The sequence below is a fragment of the Deinococcus sp. NW-56 genome (assembly GCF_002953415.1).
Taxonomy (GTDB): domain Bacteria; phylum Deinococcota; class Deinococci; order Deinococcales; family Deinococcaceae; genus Deinococcus.
Window position 1 is genome coordinate 284,056 of the sequence record NZ_CP026517.1, and the last position, 14,187, is coordinate 298,242.

A 14,187-nucleotide genomic window follows, 5' to 3' on the forward strand; every position below is an offset into this window, starting at 1 on the left:
CAGTGAAGTGCTATCTGTTCAGCAGCGTGGCGGCCTGCTCCACCACGCTGTCCTGGCCCGTGCGGGCGAGTCCGGCCAGATCCACGCTGGCCCCCACCCGCGGCGTGATGCGGGTCCCCAGCGGCTGCTCTCCGGCGTCCAGCATCCGGGCGAAGGTCAGTTGCAACCCCGAGCCATCGGTCAGGGGAATGAAGCGGGTTGCGGTGTCACCCACTCCGGCGGTGGCCTCACCGATCACCTGGGTCGAGGGGCGTCCCAGCAGGGTCCGGGTGAGGAACTCGGCGGAACTGGCCGTGCCTTCGTCCACCAGCACCACCAGCGGTCCCGTGTACCGGGCCGGAGTCTTGATCCTCGGCTGTTCCTGCGCCTTGCCGTTCACCAGATACCGGCCCGCGCCGTATCCGATCTTCGCCGCATCGACACGAGTTTTCAGGAACAGCGGCGCGGGGTCGGTGAACGCCCCGGCGCTCAGCAGGAACTCCTCGACGCGCCCGCCACTGTTCCAGCGCAGGTCCAGGATGACCCCCTTCGTTCCCGCCGCCTGCACTTTCCGCAGGGCGTCGTGGACCTGCTGTCCCACGCCCGGCGTGTTGAAATGCCTCAGACGCAGTACCGCCAGCCCATCAGCCCGCAGACTCAGGCTGACCGGCGTGACCTGGAGGGACGCTGCCGTGAGCGCTGTGTTCATTGCCTTTCCCTGCCGCGTCCCCTCGAAGCGGGCGGGTGTGCCCCGGGCCGACGCCCGGCCCAGGGCAGCCTGTCCAGCCTGACCGTCCAGCGCCACCCCGTTCACCCTCCGCAGCACGTCCCCCACACGCCACCCGGCCCGCTCGGCGGCGGACCCGGGCAGCACCTCCAGCACCACGCGTCCACCCGTACCCAGGGCCTCGGTGACGGCCCCGAAGGTCCGGCGCTGTCCCTGTTCACCCAGCAGGAGCTTGCCGACCTCCTCCAACTGGGACGGCGTGTAGAAGTTGGTATGCGCGTCCTTCAGGTCGCCCAGCATCTGCTCGATCAGCCCATAAGCTTGCTCCGCCGCACACTCGGTCTTGCCGCCGCAGAGTTGCTGCACCTCCGGCAGGTACTTGCGGCGCAGGTCGCTGGCCCGCAGGTCCGACGGCCCGTTGTAAAAGGAAGCGAGCTGGTAGATCACCTCGTCGAACAGGTCCTGGGCGGTGACGGTGGGGGCGGGCGCAGCCTGCACACTGGCGGTTAGCGCGAGGCCCAGGGTCAGGAGGCGCTTCTTCCTCACTCCGGCACCTTGAACGTATCGGCGGGCAGCGTCACGTTGATCTGGGTATCCAGGTCCTTGATGACGTAGAGCAGGGTGCCGTTCGGCGCGAGGCCCAGCGTCATCCCCGGCACCTGCACGCCGCCGATCTCCTGGAAGTTGCCGTAGACCGAGATGACCTCGCCCAGGCCCTCAATTGGGTACCGCTCGGCCACGATCAATCCCTGAGAGTTCAGCAGGTATGTTGCCTTGACGCTCCTGGTCACCACCTCCAGCACAGTTCCCCGGATGTCCCGACCCTCCACCTTGAGCCAGGTCTGTTCACCCAGGTTCTTCACTGAATCACGGCCCTGGTTGCCCAGCCGCAGGCCGGGGGCGCCATAGAAGAAGGAATCGGTGAGGCTCTTGGCTTCCTGGCGGGGCAGCGGGACCGTGCCCGACTGGGGTGTGAACACGAACGCGCCCTGGGGCGTGAGGAACTGCTCGTTGACGACTTGCCCGCCCTGGGAGGTGGTGGCCCGCGCCCAGCCGTTCGCGTAGTCCACGCTGCTGCTGATGGGCAGCACCAGCACCGGCTGGCCCTGGGCATCCACGAAGGTCATCTCGGACCGCTGCTGCATGGTGCGGAGTCCCCGGAGTGCCTCGCCCCCGTTGGCCTTCAGTGCCTTGTCTAATAGGGCGCGGCCATCCTGAGACTGATTCTGGGCGGGTTGCACGGCGGGGACAGCGGGACGGGCGACGGGCGGCGCACCGGCTCCCCCGGCCTGCACAGCACCGGAAAGCAGCAGGACGGAGAGGGTAGCGGCGGACAGCCATTGACGGGCGATCATCTTCATCCCCTGACGCTACCGGGCGGCGTGCGCCCCGCCTATGCACCAACGGCCTATATCGAAAGACATAGGCCGCGAACTTCAGGGAGCTGGACGAGGTGAGCCGTGACGGGCCAGACGCTCCAGTTTCGCCAGTTTGCCCCGGTCGGGCAGGACAAAGCGTGCGCCCACGGACAGAACACCCAGGCCCAGCGCCCAGGACCACGCCCAGAGCGCAGACGTTTCGGCCCGCACGGCCAGTGCCACGAACGTCAGCGGCACGGCCCATGCGCCGCTGGGCGAGAACGCCAGCCACCAGCGCAGAGGTAGATGTCGGCGCACCCAGAGCAGCGCGAGCGAGATCAGCAGGCCGCAGATGGGAATCAGGGCATTCCAGGCCGTCACCTGTCCCTTTTTCGAATGCTCGATCAGCAGGGACAGCCCCATCAGGATGAGGGAACCGAACAGCGCCCACCAGGGACTCTCGGTCAACTGGTTGCGCAAGCTGCTCTCCTCGTCCGCCCGCACGAATCTCCTGGCCAGTGCCGCTGCCGTCGCCTCCGCGTCCCCCAGCCGGGCCACAATCTCGGCGTGGCCGAGGCCCTCCTCGCGCCAGCGGGCCACCCTTGCCCGGAAGGGTGCCTGCGCCTCCTCCCGCTCGAAGGGCGCCAGCCGGGCCGTCACGAAGGTCAGCCAGTGGTCCGGGCTGCTGAAGGTCAATTTCAAGGCGTCTTGTCCTCACTGACCTGCTCTCGACGCTCCAGCTTCTGCCGCGACGGGGCGAAGGCGTAGGCCAGGCCAGTCACCAGCAGCATTAGGGCAAAGAGGACGGTGGCCTCTCCCGAAGTGGTGTCGTGGTCCCGGATCTCGGCAGTCATGAGGATCAGGGGGACCAGCAGGGCGAACGGGCTTGCCCCCAGTGAGGCCCAGACCCAGGGGGAGACGCGGCGGCGCAGCCACAGCAGGGCTGCCGTCACCGCCGCGGCGTAAGCCACCACCAGCAGGTTCCACGGGGACAGGCTGCGGTGTTCCCAGAACTCGAAGCCCAGGGAGAGGACCAGCACGGTGAGGCAGACCAGGGCTACCCGCCAGGGATTCCAGCCCAGCAGAGGACGAAGCCGGGCCTCCTCCTCGCGGGTCAGGTAGATGGCCTCCAGGCTTCGCGCGGCCAGACCCGGATCGCCCAGACGGCGCATGATCTCAGCGTTGTCCAGGCCCTCCCCGCGCCACCGGGCAATGCGGTCACGGTCGGCGGCCAGCGCCTCTTCCTGCTCGCTGGGGACTACGCGGGCCGACACGTAGGCGAGCCACTGCTCCGGGGAGGGGAGGTACGGGGTCAAGGGCGGTACAGGTAGCTCACGCTCAGACCGCTGGTCGTGCGGCCCCCGGTGACGTTCAGGGTCGTGCGGGCCTGGAGGCTGTTCTGCTCGTCTATCTTGTATGCCCCGCCCAGTCCCAGCGTGGTCGAGGGAACGGTCAGGGTGCCGAAGGTCAGACTCTGAATGGCATCCGCCCGCAGCGTCACGGCCTCGTTCACCACGAAGCCGACGCCCAGCCCAGCGCTGAGGGACGGCGCCCCCTCGCTACGCCAGGTCGCGGCCAGCGTGCCGTCCAGAATCACCGGGTCACGCAGCAGCGAGGCGGACGTGCTCCCCGTGACAGCCCAGCCGCCCCCCGCCAGAGGCAGCGCCACGTCCAAGCCCACCGCTGGGGCATACCGCCCGCCGAAGGTGTACTGCGCCCCTACATCCAGGCCGTTCCAGTTCACGTCGGACGCCGCAGCCACCATCTCCCCATTCAAGGTCCGGGTTCTGGCTCCCCCGATACCGGTGGACGCCGTGACAGCGAAGCGGTCGGTCACGTTGTAGGTCGCCGTGATGCCCAGGCCACCCGCCACGCTGGAGGTCAGTCCCTCCAGCGTCTGCTGGAGGTCGGGGGCATATCCGGCGCTGACGCTGAAACTCGCGCTGCCTGCCCCCGTCTGGGGCCGTTGAAGGGGGTCAATGGGCTGGAGGTTTTGCGCTCCCGCTGCGCCGATGGAAACGAGCGAGGCCAGCAGCCCCGCCCGACAGAGGTTGTTCTTGAACATGGTCAGGCTCCTGTCTTGAGGCGTTCGAGGCGTTCTCTGTATTTGGCGAGTTGCTGCGCCACCTGGGTCCGGGCCTGGGCGGCCTCGGCGTCCGAGGGTTCGGGAATCAGGATAACGCCGTTCCAGGCGTTGAGGAAATTGGCGATGGGCTGCGACCGCACGCCCCAACTGGGATCGGCCAGCAGCACGTTCTGCTCATCCACCGCCAGCACGAGGTAGTAATGTCCCCTGGGATAGACGACGTTCGCCACGACGGGGAGGCCCGCTTCCATCACGCCGCGCAGTTGCTCCAGCGTGAGCTTGTACCCCGCCGAGGAGACGCTCTCGGTGGTCAGGGCGTTGCGGAGCGAGAGCAGGGTGAGGCCCTCCACGACTTCCTTGCCGCGTGCCTGCATGTCCGCGACGGAACGCTCGGTGAACGTCTCCTCGGACACAGGCCGTCCGTAGTAGTGGGTGAGCAGAGTGGCGAGGGCCGCCGGGCCGCAGGTAAAATCGGTGGTCTGGCCGACGACAGCCTGGTAGCGGAGGGTGCGGTAATCCGAAGGAGCTGCTTGAGCATTTAAGCCTAAGGCATAACATAACAGCAAGCCCCATTTTGTTAGCATTCTAATTCTCAATAATATCGACATCTATATCAAACCTTAGGCGACTTAGAGAACTTAATGTCTCAGATGTCAGAAACACGGATGGCATAGGCGAATCTTTAGACTTGTCAAAATAACATAAAACAGTATAAGTAATATCACATTCTTCTTTGAATCTAGCTATTGCTTTTTCATTTGGGGTAAATACAGAGGTCAGCTTGGCAACTTGTTGGTCAAGATCCATGTCAGAACCATCTCTGGGAAGAGAGTACTCCCAACGATTTTTCTCTGAAATTCTCGGTATTTTATTGCTGAATCTCTCGCCCTTCTCAATGCAGCGTGTTGGAGAAACTCCAGCTATAGATGTAAAATCCTTGACGTTGAACTCGCCAGAGGCAACGAACTTAATCGATAGAGTAGACATAGTTGACTCCCGAATCATTTAGGCTGCATACACGTAAAGGTCATCGGCGCAAAAATCCTACGCCGATGACCTTATTTCAAGGAAGGTCCTTCAGATTGACACCCGTAGGCTCGCCTGGGCCTTTTCCTCCCTTGGGCTTGACATAGACATTGCCATCTCGATCCTTGTAGAGATCCTTGTCTGACACGCGTCCTCCAGACCCCGATTGCTTGAGTTCATGGGGATCAATGTCATTCTCCTTCAGCGTCCGAATATCGCCGCTGGTGAGGGGTTTTTGCTGAGCTGAATCGGATGTGAGGATAGCGCCAAGTGCTGCACCGGCTGCGATGCGGGCAACAGTTGTCACCACGACTTCCCCAATCACCGGAACAGCAGGTGCGAACCATAATAATTCTCCCTTCACCTCATCCAGCTCCGCATCACTGAGCGCCTGGGGCAGGTTGGACTTGGCAAAGGTGGTGGGCGTGGTGGCCTGCGTGGTGCTGCCGTAGCTCACGCGGAAGTCCTGGGCAGGAGCCGCCAGAGCCTTACCGGTCTGCACCCTGAAGTCCTGCGTGGAAGCAGACTGCGCGGCGGCAGCGCCAGCGGTGGGGGCGAGGATCAGGGCGGACAAGAGCAGTGCTTTCGTTTTCATACGTCAGCAATCTACTCAGCGTCCTCCCATCTACCATCTCCCAGAAGACATAGGCCGCCTATATCTTTCGACGTATGCCCTCGGCAGACGCGCGGCATCATCCTGGACTTTAAACTGTCCTGTCATGCCGTCCTTCCACCTCTCAGAATCACCATGACGGTGCGCGCGTATCTGAACCGCCCGGAGGTCCAGGCGTTTCTCCAACGTCCCCGGGTAACCCCCATCGTGCTGTTCGCGGGCCTGGGCATACTGGTCACCTTCCTGCGCAGCCTGGTCCTCAATCCAGCGGAAACGGCCACACTGCCTCTGCTGGACGCCGGGAGTGTGTTGCTGCGCCTGGTGGTGGCGGTGCTGTGGTTCGCGGCAGTTCTATGGGCCATCCGGCCCGGTGAACGTGTGCGGGCAGAGCAAGCCCTGCTGATCCTGGGCACGCTGGCGTTCTCCATCCTGGCGGTCTGGGTGGACCGCCCGGCAGCGGCCCTGATGGTCACGCCCCTCGTCGCCCGCTACTGGCTGACCCTGCGCCAGACCCTCGGCCTGTTCACGGCCCTGTTCGTCGGCAGCCTGCTGATCTACACCCTGATTCCCCCGCTGCCGACCCTCGCCAGCCCGCAGGAATGGTTCGGTCTGCTGGGGCTGGTGGTCGTCACGTTGACCCAGGGCGGCTTCACCTACGCGGCGTTCGAGTTCATGCTCCAGAACGAGGAGAAACAGGTGTCCCTGCGCCGAGCCTACCGTGAGTTGCATGCCTACCGGGCGCTGGAGTTGCAGCACGCGGCCCTGGAGGAACGCGCCCACCTCTCGCGGGAGCTGCACGACACGTTGGGGCATCAACTGACCGCCCTGCGACTGGAGGCCCAGCGCGTCCGCAAGCTCCAGCAGAAGGCGGGCGGCACCGAGCCGCAGATCACGGCTTCCCTCGATAACGTCATGGCGCGCAGCGGCGAGGCCCTGGAACAACTTCAGGAGGTGGTGTCCACCCTGAAGGTGCCGCAGCTTGACGGCACGCTGCACCAGGCCTTACGTGATCTGGTCCAGACCTGGCCTGTCCAGGTAAACCTGAGCCTGGCGGGCGAGGAACCCGAGTTGCCGTCCTCGCATAAACTCGCCCTGTACCGGGGGTTGCAGGAGGCCCTGACCAACGCCCAGAAGCACGCGCCCGGGCAGCCCATCGCGGCCCGGCTGTCCGGGGACGACCGGCAACTCTCCCTCTCCGTCCGCAATCCCCTGAACCTCGCCCGGCACGGCTGGAGCGAACACCGACGCGGGGGCGCGGGCCTGGCCGGACTGCGTTCTCGTTTTGAGGCGCTGGGCGGTTCAGTTCAGGTGACTCAGGACAAGGAGGTCTTCGAGGTATGTCTGACCCTGCCTATCCCCACCCAGGCGTGATGCCCCTGCGCGTCCTGATCGTGGACGACCAGCCCCTCGTGCGACAGGGTCTGGCCTCGCTGCTCGACCTGGAAGATGACGTTCAGGTGCTGGCCCAGGCTGAGAATGGACAGCAGGCCCTGCACCTCGCGGATGAGCTGCGTCCCGACGTAGTGCTGATGGACGTGCGGATGCCGGTGATGGATGGCATCCAGTCCACGGCGGAGTTCCGCCGGAGGAACGGCCCCCCGGTGGTGCTGCTGACCACCTTCGAGGAGGTGGAGGACATGACAGGCGGCCTGAATGCCGGGGCGGCGGGCTACCTGTTCAAGAGTGCGGAGATCGACGAGATTCTGGACGCGCTGTGGCGCGTCCACCGGGGCGAGAAGGTCATCCATCCCCGCGTCGCCCAGGCGCTCGCGCAGCAGTTGCGGGTGCCCGCCCGCCTGGAACCCAGCGGTGCCCTGACCGAGCGCGAGGTGCAGGTGATCCGCGCCCTGGCCGCCGGACAGCCCAACAAACGCATCGGGCAGCAGATGGGGATCAGCGAGGGGACCGTGAAGGTCCATGTAAGCAACATCCTGGCGAAGCTGGGCGCGGGCAACCGCACCGAGGCGGTGCGCCGGGCGATGGAACTGGGGCTGCTAGGGGATGAGACCGGAGGCTGAACCCACTGAGACCCGCAGCGTGGGGTGGCTACGGATGGATCGTTCGCCAGGAGAGGATCTCGGCTGCTCAGGGGCCGTGTTCTCAGCCGACTGCTGTATGGGGTTGTGTCAGGGAAGCACCGCCCACGCGCAAGAGGGTTAGACAGGATCGCCGGGCCTGTCCCCTGCTGGGCCTCATCCGCCAAAGGGGCACCTCCCCTGCGAGTGATCCTTGCCATTGATTGGGGCCTCCGGGTGTCATGCTTCTCTTCCAAGTCAAGGTCTGGACCTCTTGATCCAGAACGGTACAACATCTAGTATCCACTAGTGCTTTCACCTTGAAAGCCTCCGCAGGAACCGAGGGAAGTCCGGTCACGCCCCCAAGCCGTGAAATGGGGGTTCAGTCCGGCACAGTCGCGCTACGGTCACAGTCCGAACGCTCGCCTCGCGGAGAACGTCTTCTCGCGTGCCCCCGCGTCAGGGGCGTCAGGCGGATCCATGCTGCAAAGTTGACCTTGAACCTCACGTGCCCTGGGCGGGGTACGTCTTCTTTATTGGCATCTCTTGGCACCGGCCACCCGCCGGTGCTGCCGTCACCTTTTGCCGCTTCCACTGGAGCCGACCTGATGACCGAATTGCCTGGCAGTGTGAATGCCACTGCTATTCACCCGCCCCACTCCGCCCCGAACGAAACTCGGATTACGCATGTCGTGTTTCCAGGCACCACCAACCACCACGGCACCCTCTTTGGCGGCGAGGCGCTGGCGTACATGGACAGCGCCGCCTTTATCGCCGCCACGCGGCACTGCCGCCGCAAGGTGGTGACCCGGCACCTGGGCGCGATGGAGTTCCGCCGCCCCATTCCGCAGGGTACCCTGGTCGAACTGATTGCCCGCGTCGTCGCCACCGGGCGCACGAGCATGACTGTGCGGGTGGACCTGTTGATTGAGCAGATGGACAGCCCGGCACGTGAGCTGGGCTGCACCGGCACCTTCGTTCTGGTGGCCCTGGGAGACGACGGCCAGCCCACAGGCGTGCCACCCTTGGAGGGCGCGACCGATGGCCGCTGACCACCCTTGGCCCCTGCTGCTGACCGGTGTGGCCCGTGGTCGGGGCGGCACAGCGATGATGCTCGAACTGCTGGCCGTGCTGCACGAACGGGACCTTCTGACAGAGGAGGACGTGCGGCGGGTGGTGAATGCGCTCGCGGCCGACATGCGGGCCTTCGACGCGGAACTCGGCCAGCCCGCCTCAGCGTTGCCCCCGGCACTCCTGAGGGGTTGACCCCATGCAACTGGTCTTCGACTCCCTGACCGGGAATGTGCGCCGTCTGGCCGGGCGGGTGGCCCGGCAGGTCGGCGGTCTGGAGGTGCTGGACCTTCGCCAGGGCGAGCCCAGGGGCAGGTTCCTGCTGCTGACGTACACCTTCCACCGGGGCGCGGTGCCCGACTCCACCCGCGCCTTTCTCGCCCGGCATCACCACCACTTGCTGGGCGTGGTGGCGAGCGGCTCGTATCACTGGGGAGACCACTTCGCCCGCGCGGCGGACCTGATTGCCACGCAGTACCACGTGCCCGTCGTGGCGAAGGTGAACAAGAGCGGCACCGATGCCGACGTGACCCAGATTGCCCGGTGGGTGCTGGCCCACCAGCACGCCCCCTCCCCACTCACGCTTACGGAGAACGTATGGACCCCTGGACCGAACTGAACAACAAGGTGCTGGCTGGCACCCAGATCGACACCCGGCACGACCTCGGCGCCTTGCAGGTCTTCTTTCAGGAGAAGGTCAACCCGAATACCGTCTTTTTCCACGACCTGAACGAGAAAATCCGCTACCTCACCGAGCATGGCATTTGGGACGCCAGCGTCTTCGAGCGGTACGCGCCGCAAGAGGTGCAGGCGGTCTTTGACCGCGCCTACAGCTACAAGTTCCGCTTCCGGGCCTTCATGGGTGCCTACAAGTTCTACAGCGAGTACGCTGGCATGACCCCTGACCGCAGCCGGTGGCTGGAGCGCTACGAGGACCGCATGGCTGTCACGGCGCTGGCCCGCTCGGAAACCGCCGAGGACGCCCTGGAACTCGTCCATCACCTGGTGACTCAGACCTTCACTCCAGCCACGCCCACGCTGATGAACAGCGGCAAGGCGAACACGGGCCGCCTGGTGAGCTGTTTTCTCCTTCAGGACTGCACCGACAACCTGAATTCCATCACCAAGACGCTGTCCTTTGTGGCGGAACTCAGCAAGGGGGGCGGCGGCATCGGGGTGGACCTCAGCAACCTGCGAGCCCGGGGCGAGAGCCTGCGGGGGATTCAGAACGTCACCAAGGGCGTGATGGGCGTGGCGAAGATGCTCGACAACATGCTGCGGTACGCCGATCAGGCGGGGCAGCGGCCGGGGGCCGGGGCGATCTACCTCAGCGTCATGCACGCCGACTTTCTGGACACCCTGAACGCCAAGAAGATCGCCACCGACGAGGACGCCCGGCTCAAGACCCTCTCCGTCGGAGCCACCATTCCCGACGTCTTCATGGAAAAGGTCCGCGCGGGCGAAGACATCTACCAGTTCTATCCCCACTCGCTGGCGCAGGAGACCGGACAGGACTTCACGGACATCGACTGGACGCGCGACTATCAGGCGCTCGCGGACAACCCGCGCGTCCGCAAGAAGCGTGTCTCGGCCCGGCGGGTGCTGGAGGACATCGCCCTCACCCAGGGGGAGAGCGGCTACCCCTACCTGCTGTTCGAAGGCAACGCCAACCGCGCCAACCCCATTCCGAACGTGGGCAGCATCAAGATGAGCAACCTCTGCTCGGAAATCCTCCAGCCCACCCTACCCAGCACTTTTCATGCCTACGGCCAGGAGCACAAAGACCGGATTGGCCTGGACGTGTCGTGCAACCTGGCCTCGCTGGTGATCGAGCAGGCCATGGACAGCCGTGACCTCGGGCGGGTGGTGGGCGCGGCGGTGCGGCTGCTGGACAACGTGGCCCGCTCGACCAGCGTGCATGAAGTTCCCGCTGTGAAAAAAGCCAACGACGAGATGCGCTCCATCGGCCTGGGGGCGATGGGACTGCACTCCTTCCTGGCAAAAAGCGAGATCGTGTACGGCAGCCCCGAGGCGCTGGAGTTCGTGGACGTGTTCTTTGCCGCCGCGCACTACCACGCCCGCAAAACCAGCATGGAGATTGCCCGCGACACTGGCTTCGTGTTCGAGGGATTCGGGGGCAGCCGCTACCAGAGCGGCGAGCACTTCGCGCAGTACCTGGAGCGCGATTTCCTGCCGCAAACGCCGGAGGTGACTGCACTGTTCGGGGGCCACACGTTGCCCACCCGTGAGGAGTGGCGACAGCTCGTTCAGGACATCCGGCAGTACGGCCTCGCCCACTCCTTCGTGATGGCGGTGGCCCCCACCGGGAGCATCAGCTACGTGTCGCACGCCAGCGCCAGCCTGATGCCGATCACCGAGAAGGTCGAGACCCGCACCAGCAACAAGGCCCGCACCATCTACCCCATGCCGCACCTCAGTGAAACCACCGAGTGGTACTACGAGGAGGCCTACGACATGGACCAACGCCGCGTGCTGGATACGGTCGCCGCCGCGCAGCGGCACGTGGACCAGGGCATCAGTTGCACGCTCTTCGTGCCGAGCACGGTCACCACCCGAATGCTGCAAAGCTATTACCTGTACGCCTACCGCCTGGGCCTCAAGACCCTGTACTACACCCGTCTGCGCAAGACGGGCGTGCAGGACTGCCTGAGCTGCGTGGTGTAGCCTCCCCGACTTCAAGGAAACCCATGTCCCAAATGCCCTTTTCCGCGACCAACTGGTCCGACCCCGAAGACCACTTTTCCGCGACCTTCTACGAGAAGTACACCTCTCAGCTCTGGTTCCCCGACGAGATTCCCCTGACGAACGACGCGCTGGTCTGGCAGAGCCTGAGCGACGACGAGCGCTGGACCTACATTCACGCCTCGGCGGGGCTGAACGCGCTGGACACCCTCCAGGGCGAGGTCGGAATGCCCACGCTGCGCGGGCTGGTAGGCGGCCACATCCGCAAGGCCACCCTGCAATTCCAAGGGATGATGGAGGACATTCACGCCCGCAGCTACAGCCTGATGAACAAGACCTTCCTGACGACCAGCCAGGAGCGCGAGGTGTTTGGGTGGGTGCGGACCCAGCCGCACCTGCAATTCAAGATCGGCTTCATCGGGGACGTGTTCGCCGATCCTGACGTGTCCCGGCTGGGCCTCTGGAAGAAGCTGGTGGTGTCATGCATGCTGGAAACGGCGCTCTTTTACAGCGGCTTTTTCTACCCCCTGTACCTGGCCGGGCAGGGCCGCATGGTGTCAGCGGGCGAGATCTTCAACCTGATTATCCTGGACGAGGCGCTGCACGGGGTGTATGTGGCCCTGCTGGCCCAGGAGCAGTTCGACGCCATGAACGGGGCTGAGCAGACTTACGCGAAAGCCTGGTACCGCCAGGCCCTGGACACGCTGTACCAGAACGAGCTGGCCTACACCGAGGTGCTGTACGCCCGTGTGAACCTCACGGACGAGGTGAAACGCTTTCTCCGTTACAATTTCAACGTGCTGGCCGACAACCTCGGCCTAGAGCACACCTTTCCTGACGAGGAGATTCATCCGGTGGTCCAGAACGGCATCCGGGCGCAGGGGACCACGCACGACTTCTTCAGCGCTAAGGGCAGCAGTTACGCCAAGATCGGCGTGGAACCCCTGACGGACGGGGATATCGCGGAACTGTGGGGAGGCGGCTTCCCCGGCCAGTCGGCCAGTGGGCGGGTGTCGCATGACTGACCCGCCCTTCGTCCTGCTGACCCAGGACCACTGCCCCACCTGTGAGCGCCTGGAGCGGATGCTGGCTGGCCCCCTGAAAGGGCAGTTCATAGGGCAGATCGAGGTCGTGCACCGCCAGCAGCACCCAGCGGAGTTCGAGGCGCTCGCTCGGGCACACGGCCTGCGCACCACGCCCGCGCTAATTCATCGGCCCAGCCGTGAAGTGATGACCGCCCCGGCCGGGCTGGGCGAAGTGCGCCGCTTTCTCGACGCGGGGACGAAGCCCATCCCGTGAGCGACCTCACTGTCCTGCTTGACCGCAGCGCGGCGCACACGGTGTGGCTCCCCTGAAAGCCGTGTAATTGCTGGACCCCGTAAGCGTCCAGCTCAAAGCCACCGGCTGGACCCTGCTGAACAGGAGTACGACGGGCAAGACCGTCACGAGCCTCTGGCGTTTCGCGGACCAGGACAAGAACGAGCTGACCGGCGTGCTGACCTTACAGGAGACCGCTCCCGGCCGGTACTCGGCCCAGCTCGCCAGCCTGGCGTTCAGGAACTGACGGTCATTCCCGTGACAGCGCGATGAAAGGCATGGAATGAGCGAACTGCTTTCAAGTTGGCCGGTCAACCTGCCCCGTCTGGGCACTGACCCGGTGGGGAAGTTTCTGGGGCTGTCGGGTCTCTCGCAACGGATCTACCTGACAGCCCTGCGGGAGGTGGAGGGCAGTGGCGCGGGGGAGCTTGGCGAGCTGCTAGACCAGTTGCGAACCGACGAACGAAGCCGCGAGCTGATCGCCCGGCTGGAGCACCCCTGAAGGTCCATGAAAGGAGATTTCATCCTCGTCATGGTCTACCCCGTCGGTCTCAAGGTCGATGAAGCAGGCGGCATGACTCCACGGGAAGCGGACGCTGGAGTCTTTCTGCTCAAGGTGTGAACTCCAAGCTCCTGCTTCTGACCGCCGCCTTCGTGGGGAGTGCCAGCGCCGCTGCCCCGACCTCTATCAGTGACCGCACCTTCTCCCACACCTGCACCGGTGCCAAGAAGATCAGCGTCTGCTCCATACGGGGAGCACCGTGAATGCCGTCGCCCTGAAAACGGACGCGCCCACGGCCGACCGGCTCGCGCAGGTGAACGGGCTGGGTGTCCTGACCCGCGCCCAGACCCTCCAGGTCCTGCCCGGCTACAAGGAAGAGCAGGGCAGCCTGACGATGATCCAGGTCTTCCTGGTGGTCGTCGCCGCCTTTGTAATGGCCGTGTTCTTCTACGTCCTGACCCTGCAAAAGACGCCGCAGTTCGGCCTGTTGAGGGCCATCGGGGCCAGCACCCGCACCCTCGCGGGCAGCCTGGTCGCGCAGATGCTGCTGCTCACGACCCTGGCCGTCGCCCTGGCCGCGCTGATCACCCTGGGCCTCGTGACGCTGCTTCCGGCGGGGATTCCCTTCGCCCTTACGCCCTCCGTCCTGCTCGCCGCCTCGGCCCTCCTGATCGGTGTCGCCGCCCTCAGCAGCCTCTTGAGCCTCCGCAGCATCGCCCGGGTCGATCCCCTGATCGCCATCGGCACCGTCGCCTGACCCCCCCGGCCGGGAGACCCCCTCCCGGTCTGA

20 protein-coding genes are annotated in these 14,187 nt (G+C 65.0%); 12 read left to right on the plus strand and 8 right to left on the minus strand.

The window, feature by feature from the left end; all coding sequences use genetic code 11:
• Nucleotides 1–10 precede the first annotated feature (10 nt).
• From C3K08_RS15225 to C3K08_RS15260, 8 genes are all read right to left on the minus strand, one after another.
• Nucleotides 11–1,252, minus strand: a complete 1,242-nt coding sequence (locus C3K08_RS15225) for a S41 family peptidase (RefSeq protein WP_104992308.1) — start codon at nt 1,250–1,252, stop codon at nt 11–13.
• Nucleotides 1,249–2,067 carry a hypothetical protein gene (locus tag C3K08_RS15230; RefSeq protein WP_104992309.1) on the minus strand — a complete coding sequence of 273 codons (819 nt, stop codon included), beginning with the start codon at nt 2,065–2,067 and terminating at the stop codon, nt 1,249–1,251. Before C3K08_RS15230 ends, C3K08_RS15225 begins: the two co-directional genes overlap by 4 nt.
• Before the next feature lie 75 nt (nt 2,068–2,142).
• A complete protein-coding gene (locus tag C3K08_RS15235; protein WP_158680003.1) occupies nt 2,143–2,766 on the minus strand; it encodes a hypothetical protein in 624 nt (207 codons plus the stop codon).
• Nucleotides 2,763–3,380, minus strand: a complete 618-nt coding sequence (locus C3K08_RS15240; protein ID WP_104992311.1) for a hypothetical protein — start codon at nt 3,378–3,380, stop codon at nt 2,763–2,765. The genes C3K08_RS15235 and C3K08_RS15240 overlap by 4 nt, the downstream gene beginning before the upstream one ends.
• Nucleotides 3,377–4,129 (minus strand): outer membrane beta-barrel protein, encoded by a 753-nt coding sequence (locus C3K08_RS15245; RefSeq protein ID WP_104992312.1) that lies wholly within the window; start codon nt 4,127–4,129, stop codon nt 3,377–3,379. Before C3K08_RS15245 ends, C3K08_RS15240 begins: the two co-directional genes overlap by 4 nt.
• 2 nt (nt 4,130–4,131) lie before the next feature.
• Entirely contained in the window at nt 4,132–4,734 is a 603-nt protein-coding gene (locus C3K08_RS15250) for a C39 family peptidase (RefSeq protein WP_158680005.1), read from the minus strand.
• 1 nt (nt 4,735) lies between these two features.
• On the minus strand, nt 4,736–5,137 hold the full coding sequence (locus C3K08_RS15255; protein ID WP_158680007.1) for a DUF4279 domain-containing protein: 402 nt from the start codon (nt 5,135–5,137) through the stop codon (nt 4,736–4,738).
• Nucleotides 5,138–5,213: 76 nt separating this feature from the next.
• The gene (locus C3K08_RS15260; RefSeq protein WP_104992315.1) at nt 5,214–5,771 is read right to left on the minus strand and encodes a polymorphic toxin type 33 domain-containing protein; all 558 of its coding nucleotides are present in this window, start codon (nt 5,769–5,771) and stop codon (nt 5,214–5,216) included.
• Nucleotides 5,772–5,924: 153 nt separating this feature from the next.
• Between C3K08_RS15260 and C3K08_RS15265 the strand changes: the two genes are divergently transcribed.
• The 12 genes from C3K08_RS15265 to C3K08_RS15315 all read left to right on the plus strand — a co-directional run bounded on the left by C3K08_RS15265 (nt 5,925) and on the right by C3K08_RS15315 (nt 14,154).
• Complete coding sequence (locus C3K08_RS15265) at nt 5,925–7,160, plus strand: sensor histidine kinase (RefSeq protein ID WP_104992316.1); 1,236 nt, start codon at nt 5,925–5,927, stop codon at nt 7,158–7,160.
• The gene (locus tag C3K08_RS15270) at nt 7,127–7,807 is read left to right on the plus strand and encodes a response regulator transcription factor (RefSeq protein ID WP_234009244.1); all 681 of its coding nucleotides are present in this window, start codon (nt 7,127–7,129) and stop codon (nt 7,805–7,807) included. Before C3K08_RS15265 ends, C3K08_RS15270 begins: the two co-directional genes overlap by 34 nt.
• A gap of 605 nt (nt 7,808–8,412) precedes the next feature.
• On the plus strand, nt 8,413–8,856 hold the full coding sequence (locus tag C3K08_RS15275) for an acyl-CoA thioesterase (protein ID WP_104992318.1): 444 nt from the start codon (nt 8,413–8,415) through the stop codon (nt 8,854–8,856).
• A complete protein-coding gene (locus tag C3K08_RS15280; RefSeq protein ID WP_104992319.1) occupies nt 8,846–9,070 on the plus strand; it encodes a hypothetical protein in 225 nt (74 codons plus the stop codon). Before C3K08_RS15275 ends, C3K08_RS15280 begins: the two co-directional genes overlap by 11 nt.
• Nucleotides 9,071–9,074: 4 nt before the next feature.
• A complete protein-coding gene (nrdI, locus tag C3K08_RS15285) occupies nt 9,075–9,494 on the plus strand; it encodes a class Ib ribonucleoside-diphosphate reductase assembly flavoprotein NrdI (protein ID WP_104992320.1) in 420 nt (139 codons plus the stop codon).
• Nucleotides 9,473–11,560, plus strand: coding sequence for a class 1b ribonucleoside-diphosphate reductase subunit alpha (gene nrdE / locus C3K08_RS15290; protein WP_104992321.1), 2,088 nt, complete (start codon nt 9,473–9,475; stop codon nt 11,558–11,560). Before nrdI ends, nrdE begins: the two co-directional genes overlap by 22 nt.
• Nucleotides 11,561–11,583: 23 nt before the next feature.
• Entirely contained in the window at nt 11,584–12,603 is a 1,020-nt protein-coding gene (locus tag C3K08_RS15295) for a ribonucleotide-diphosphate reductase subunit beta (protein WP_104992322.1), read from the plus strand.
• Entirely contained in the window at nt 12,596–12,877 is a 282-nt protein-coding gene (locus C3K08_RS15300; RefSeq protein ID WP_104992398.1) for a thioredoxin, read from the plus strand. Before C3K08_RS15295 ends, C3K08_RS15300 begins: the two co-directional genes overlap by 8 nt.
• A 67-nt stretch (nt 12,878–12,944) precedes the next feature.
• Nucleotides 12,945–13,142, plus strand: coding sequence for a hypothetical protein (locus tag C3K08_RS15305; RefSeq protein WP_104992323.1), 198 nt, complete (start codon nt 12,945–12,947; stop codon nt 13,140–13,142).
• A 36-nt stretch (nt 13,143–13,178) separates the two neighbouring features.
• A complete protein-coding gene (locus tag C3K08_RS15310) occupies nt 13,179–13,397 on the plus strand; it encodes a hypothetical protein (protein WP_104992324.1) in 219 nt (72 codons plus the stop codon).
• Nucleotides 13,398–13,513: 116 nt separating this feature from the next.
• Nucleotides 13,514–13,660: a hypothetical protein gene (locus C3K08_RS18075; RefSeq protein WP_158680008.1), complete on the plus strand. Its 147-nt coding sequence runs from the start codon at nt 13,514–13,516 to the stop codon at nt 13,658–13,660.
• Nucleotides 13,657–14,154 (plus strand): FtsX-like permease family protein, encoded by a 498-nt coding sequence (locus C3K08_RS15315; RefSeq protein WP_194165374.1) that lies wholly within the window; start codon nt 13,657–13,659, stop codon nt 14,152–14,154. Before C3K08_RS18075 ends, C3K08_RS15315 begins: the two co-directional genes overlap by 4 nt.
• The last annotated feature ends 33 nt before the right edge of the window (nt 14,155–14,187 follow it).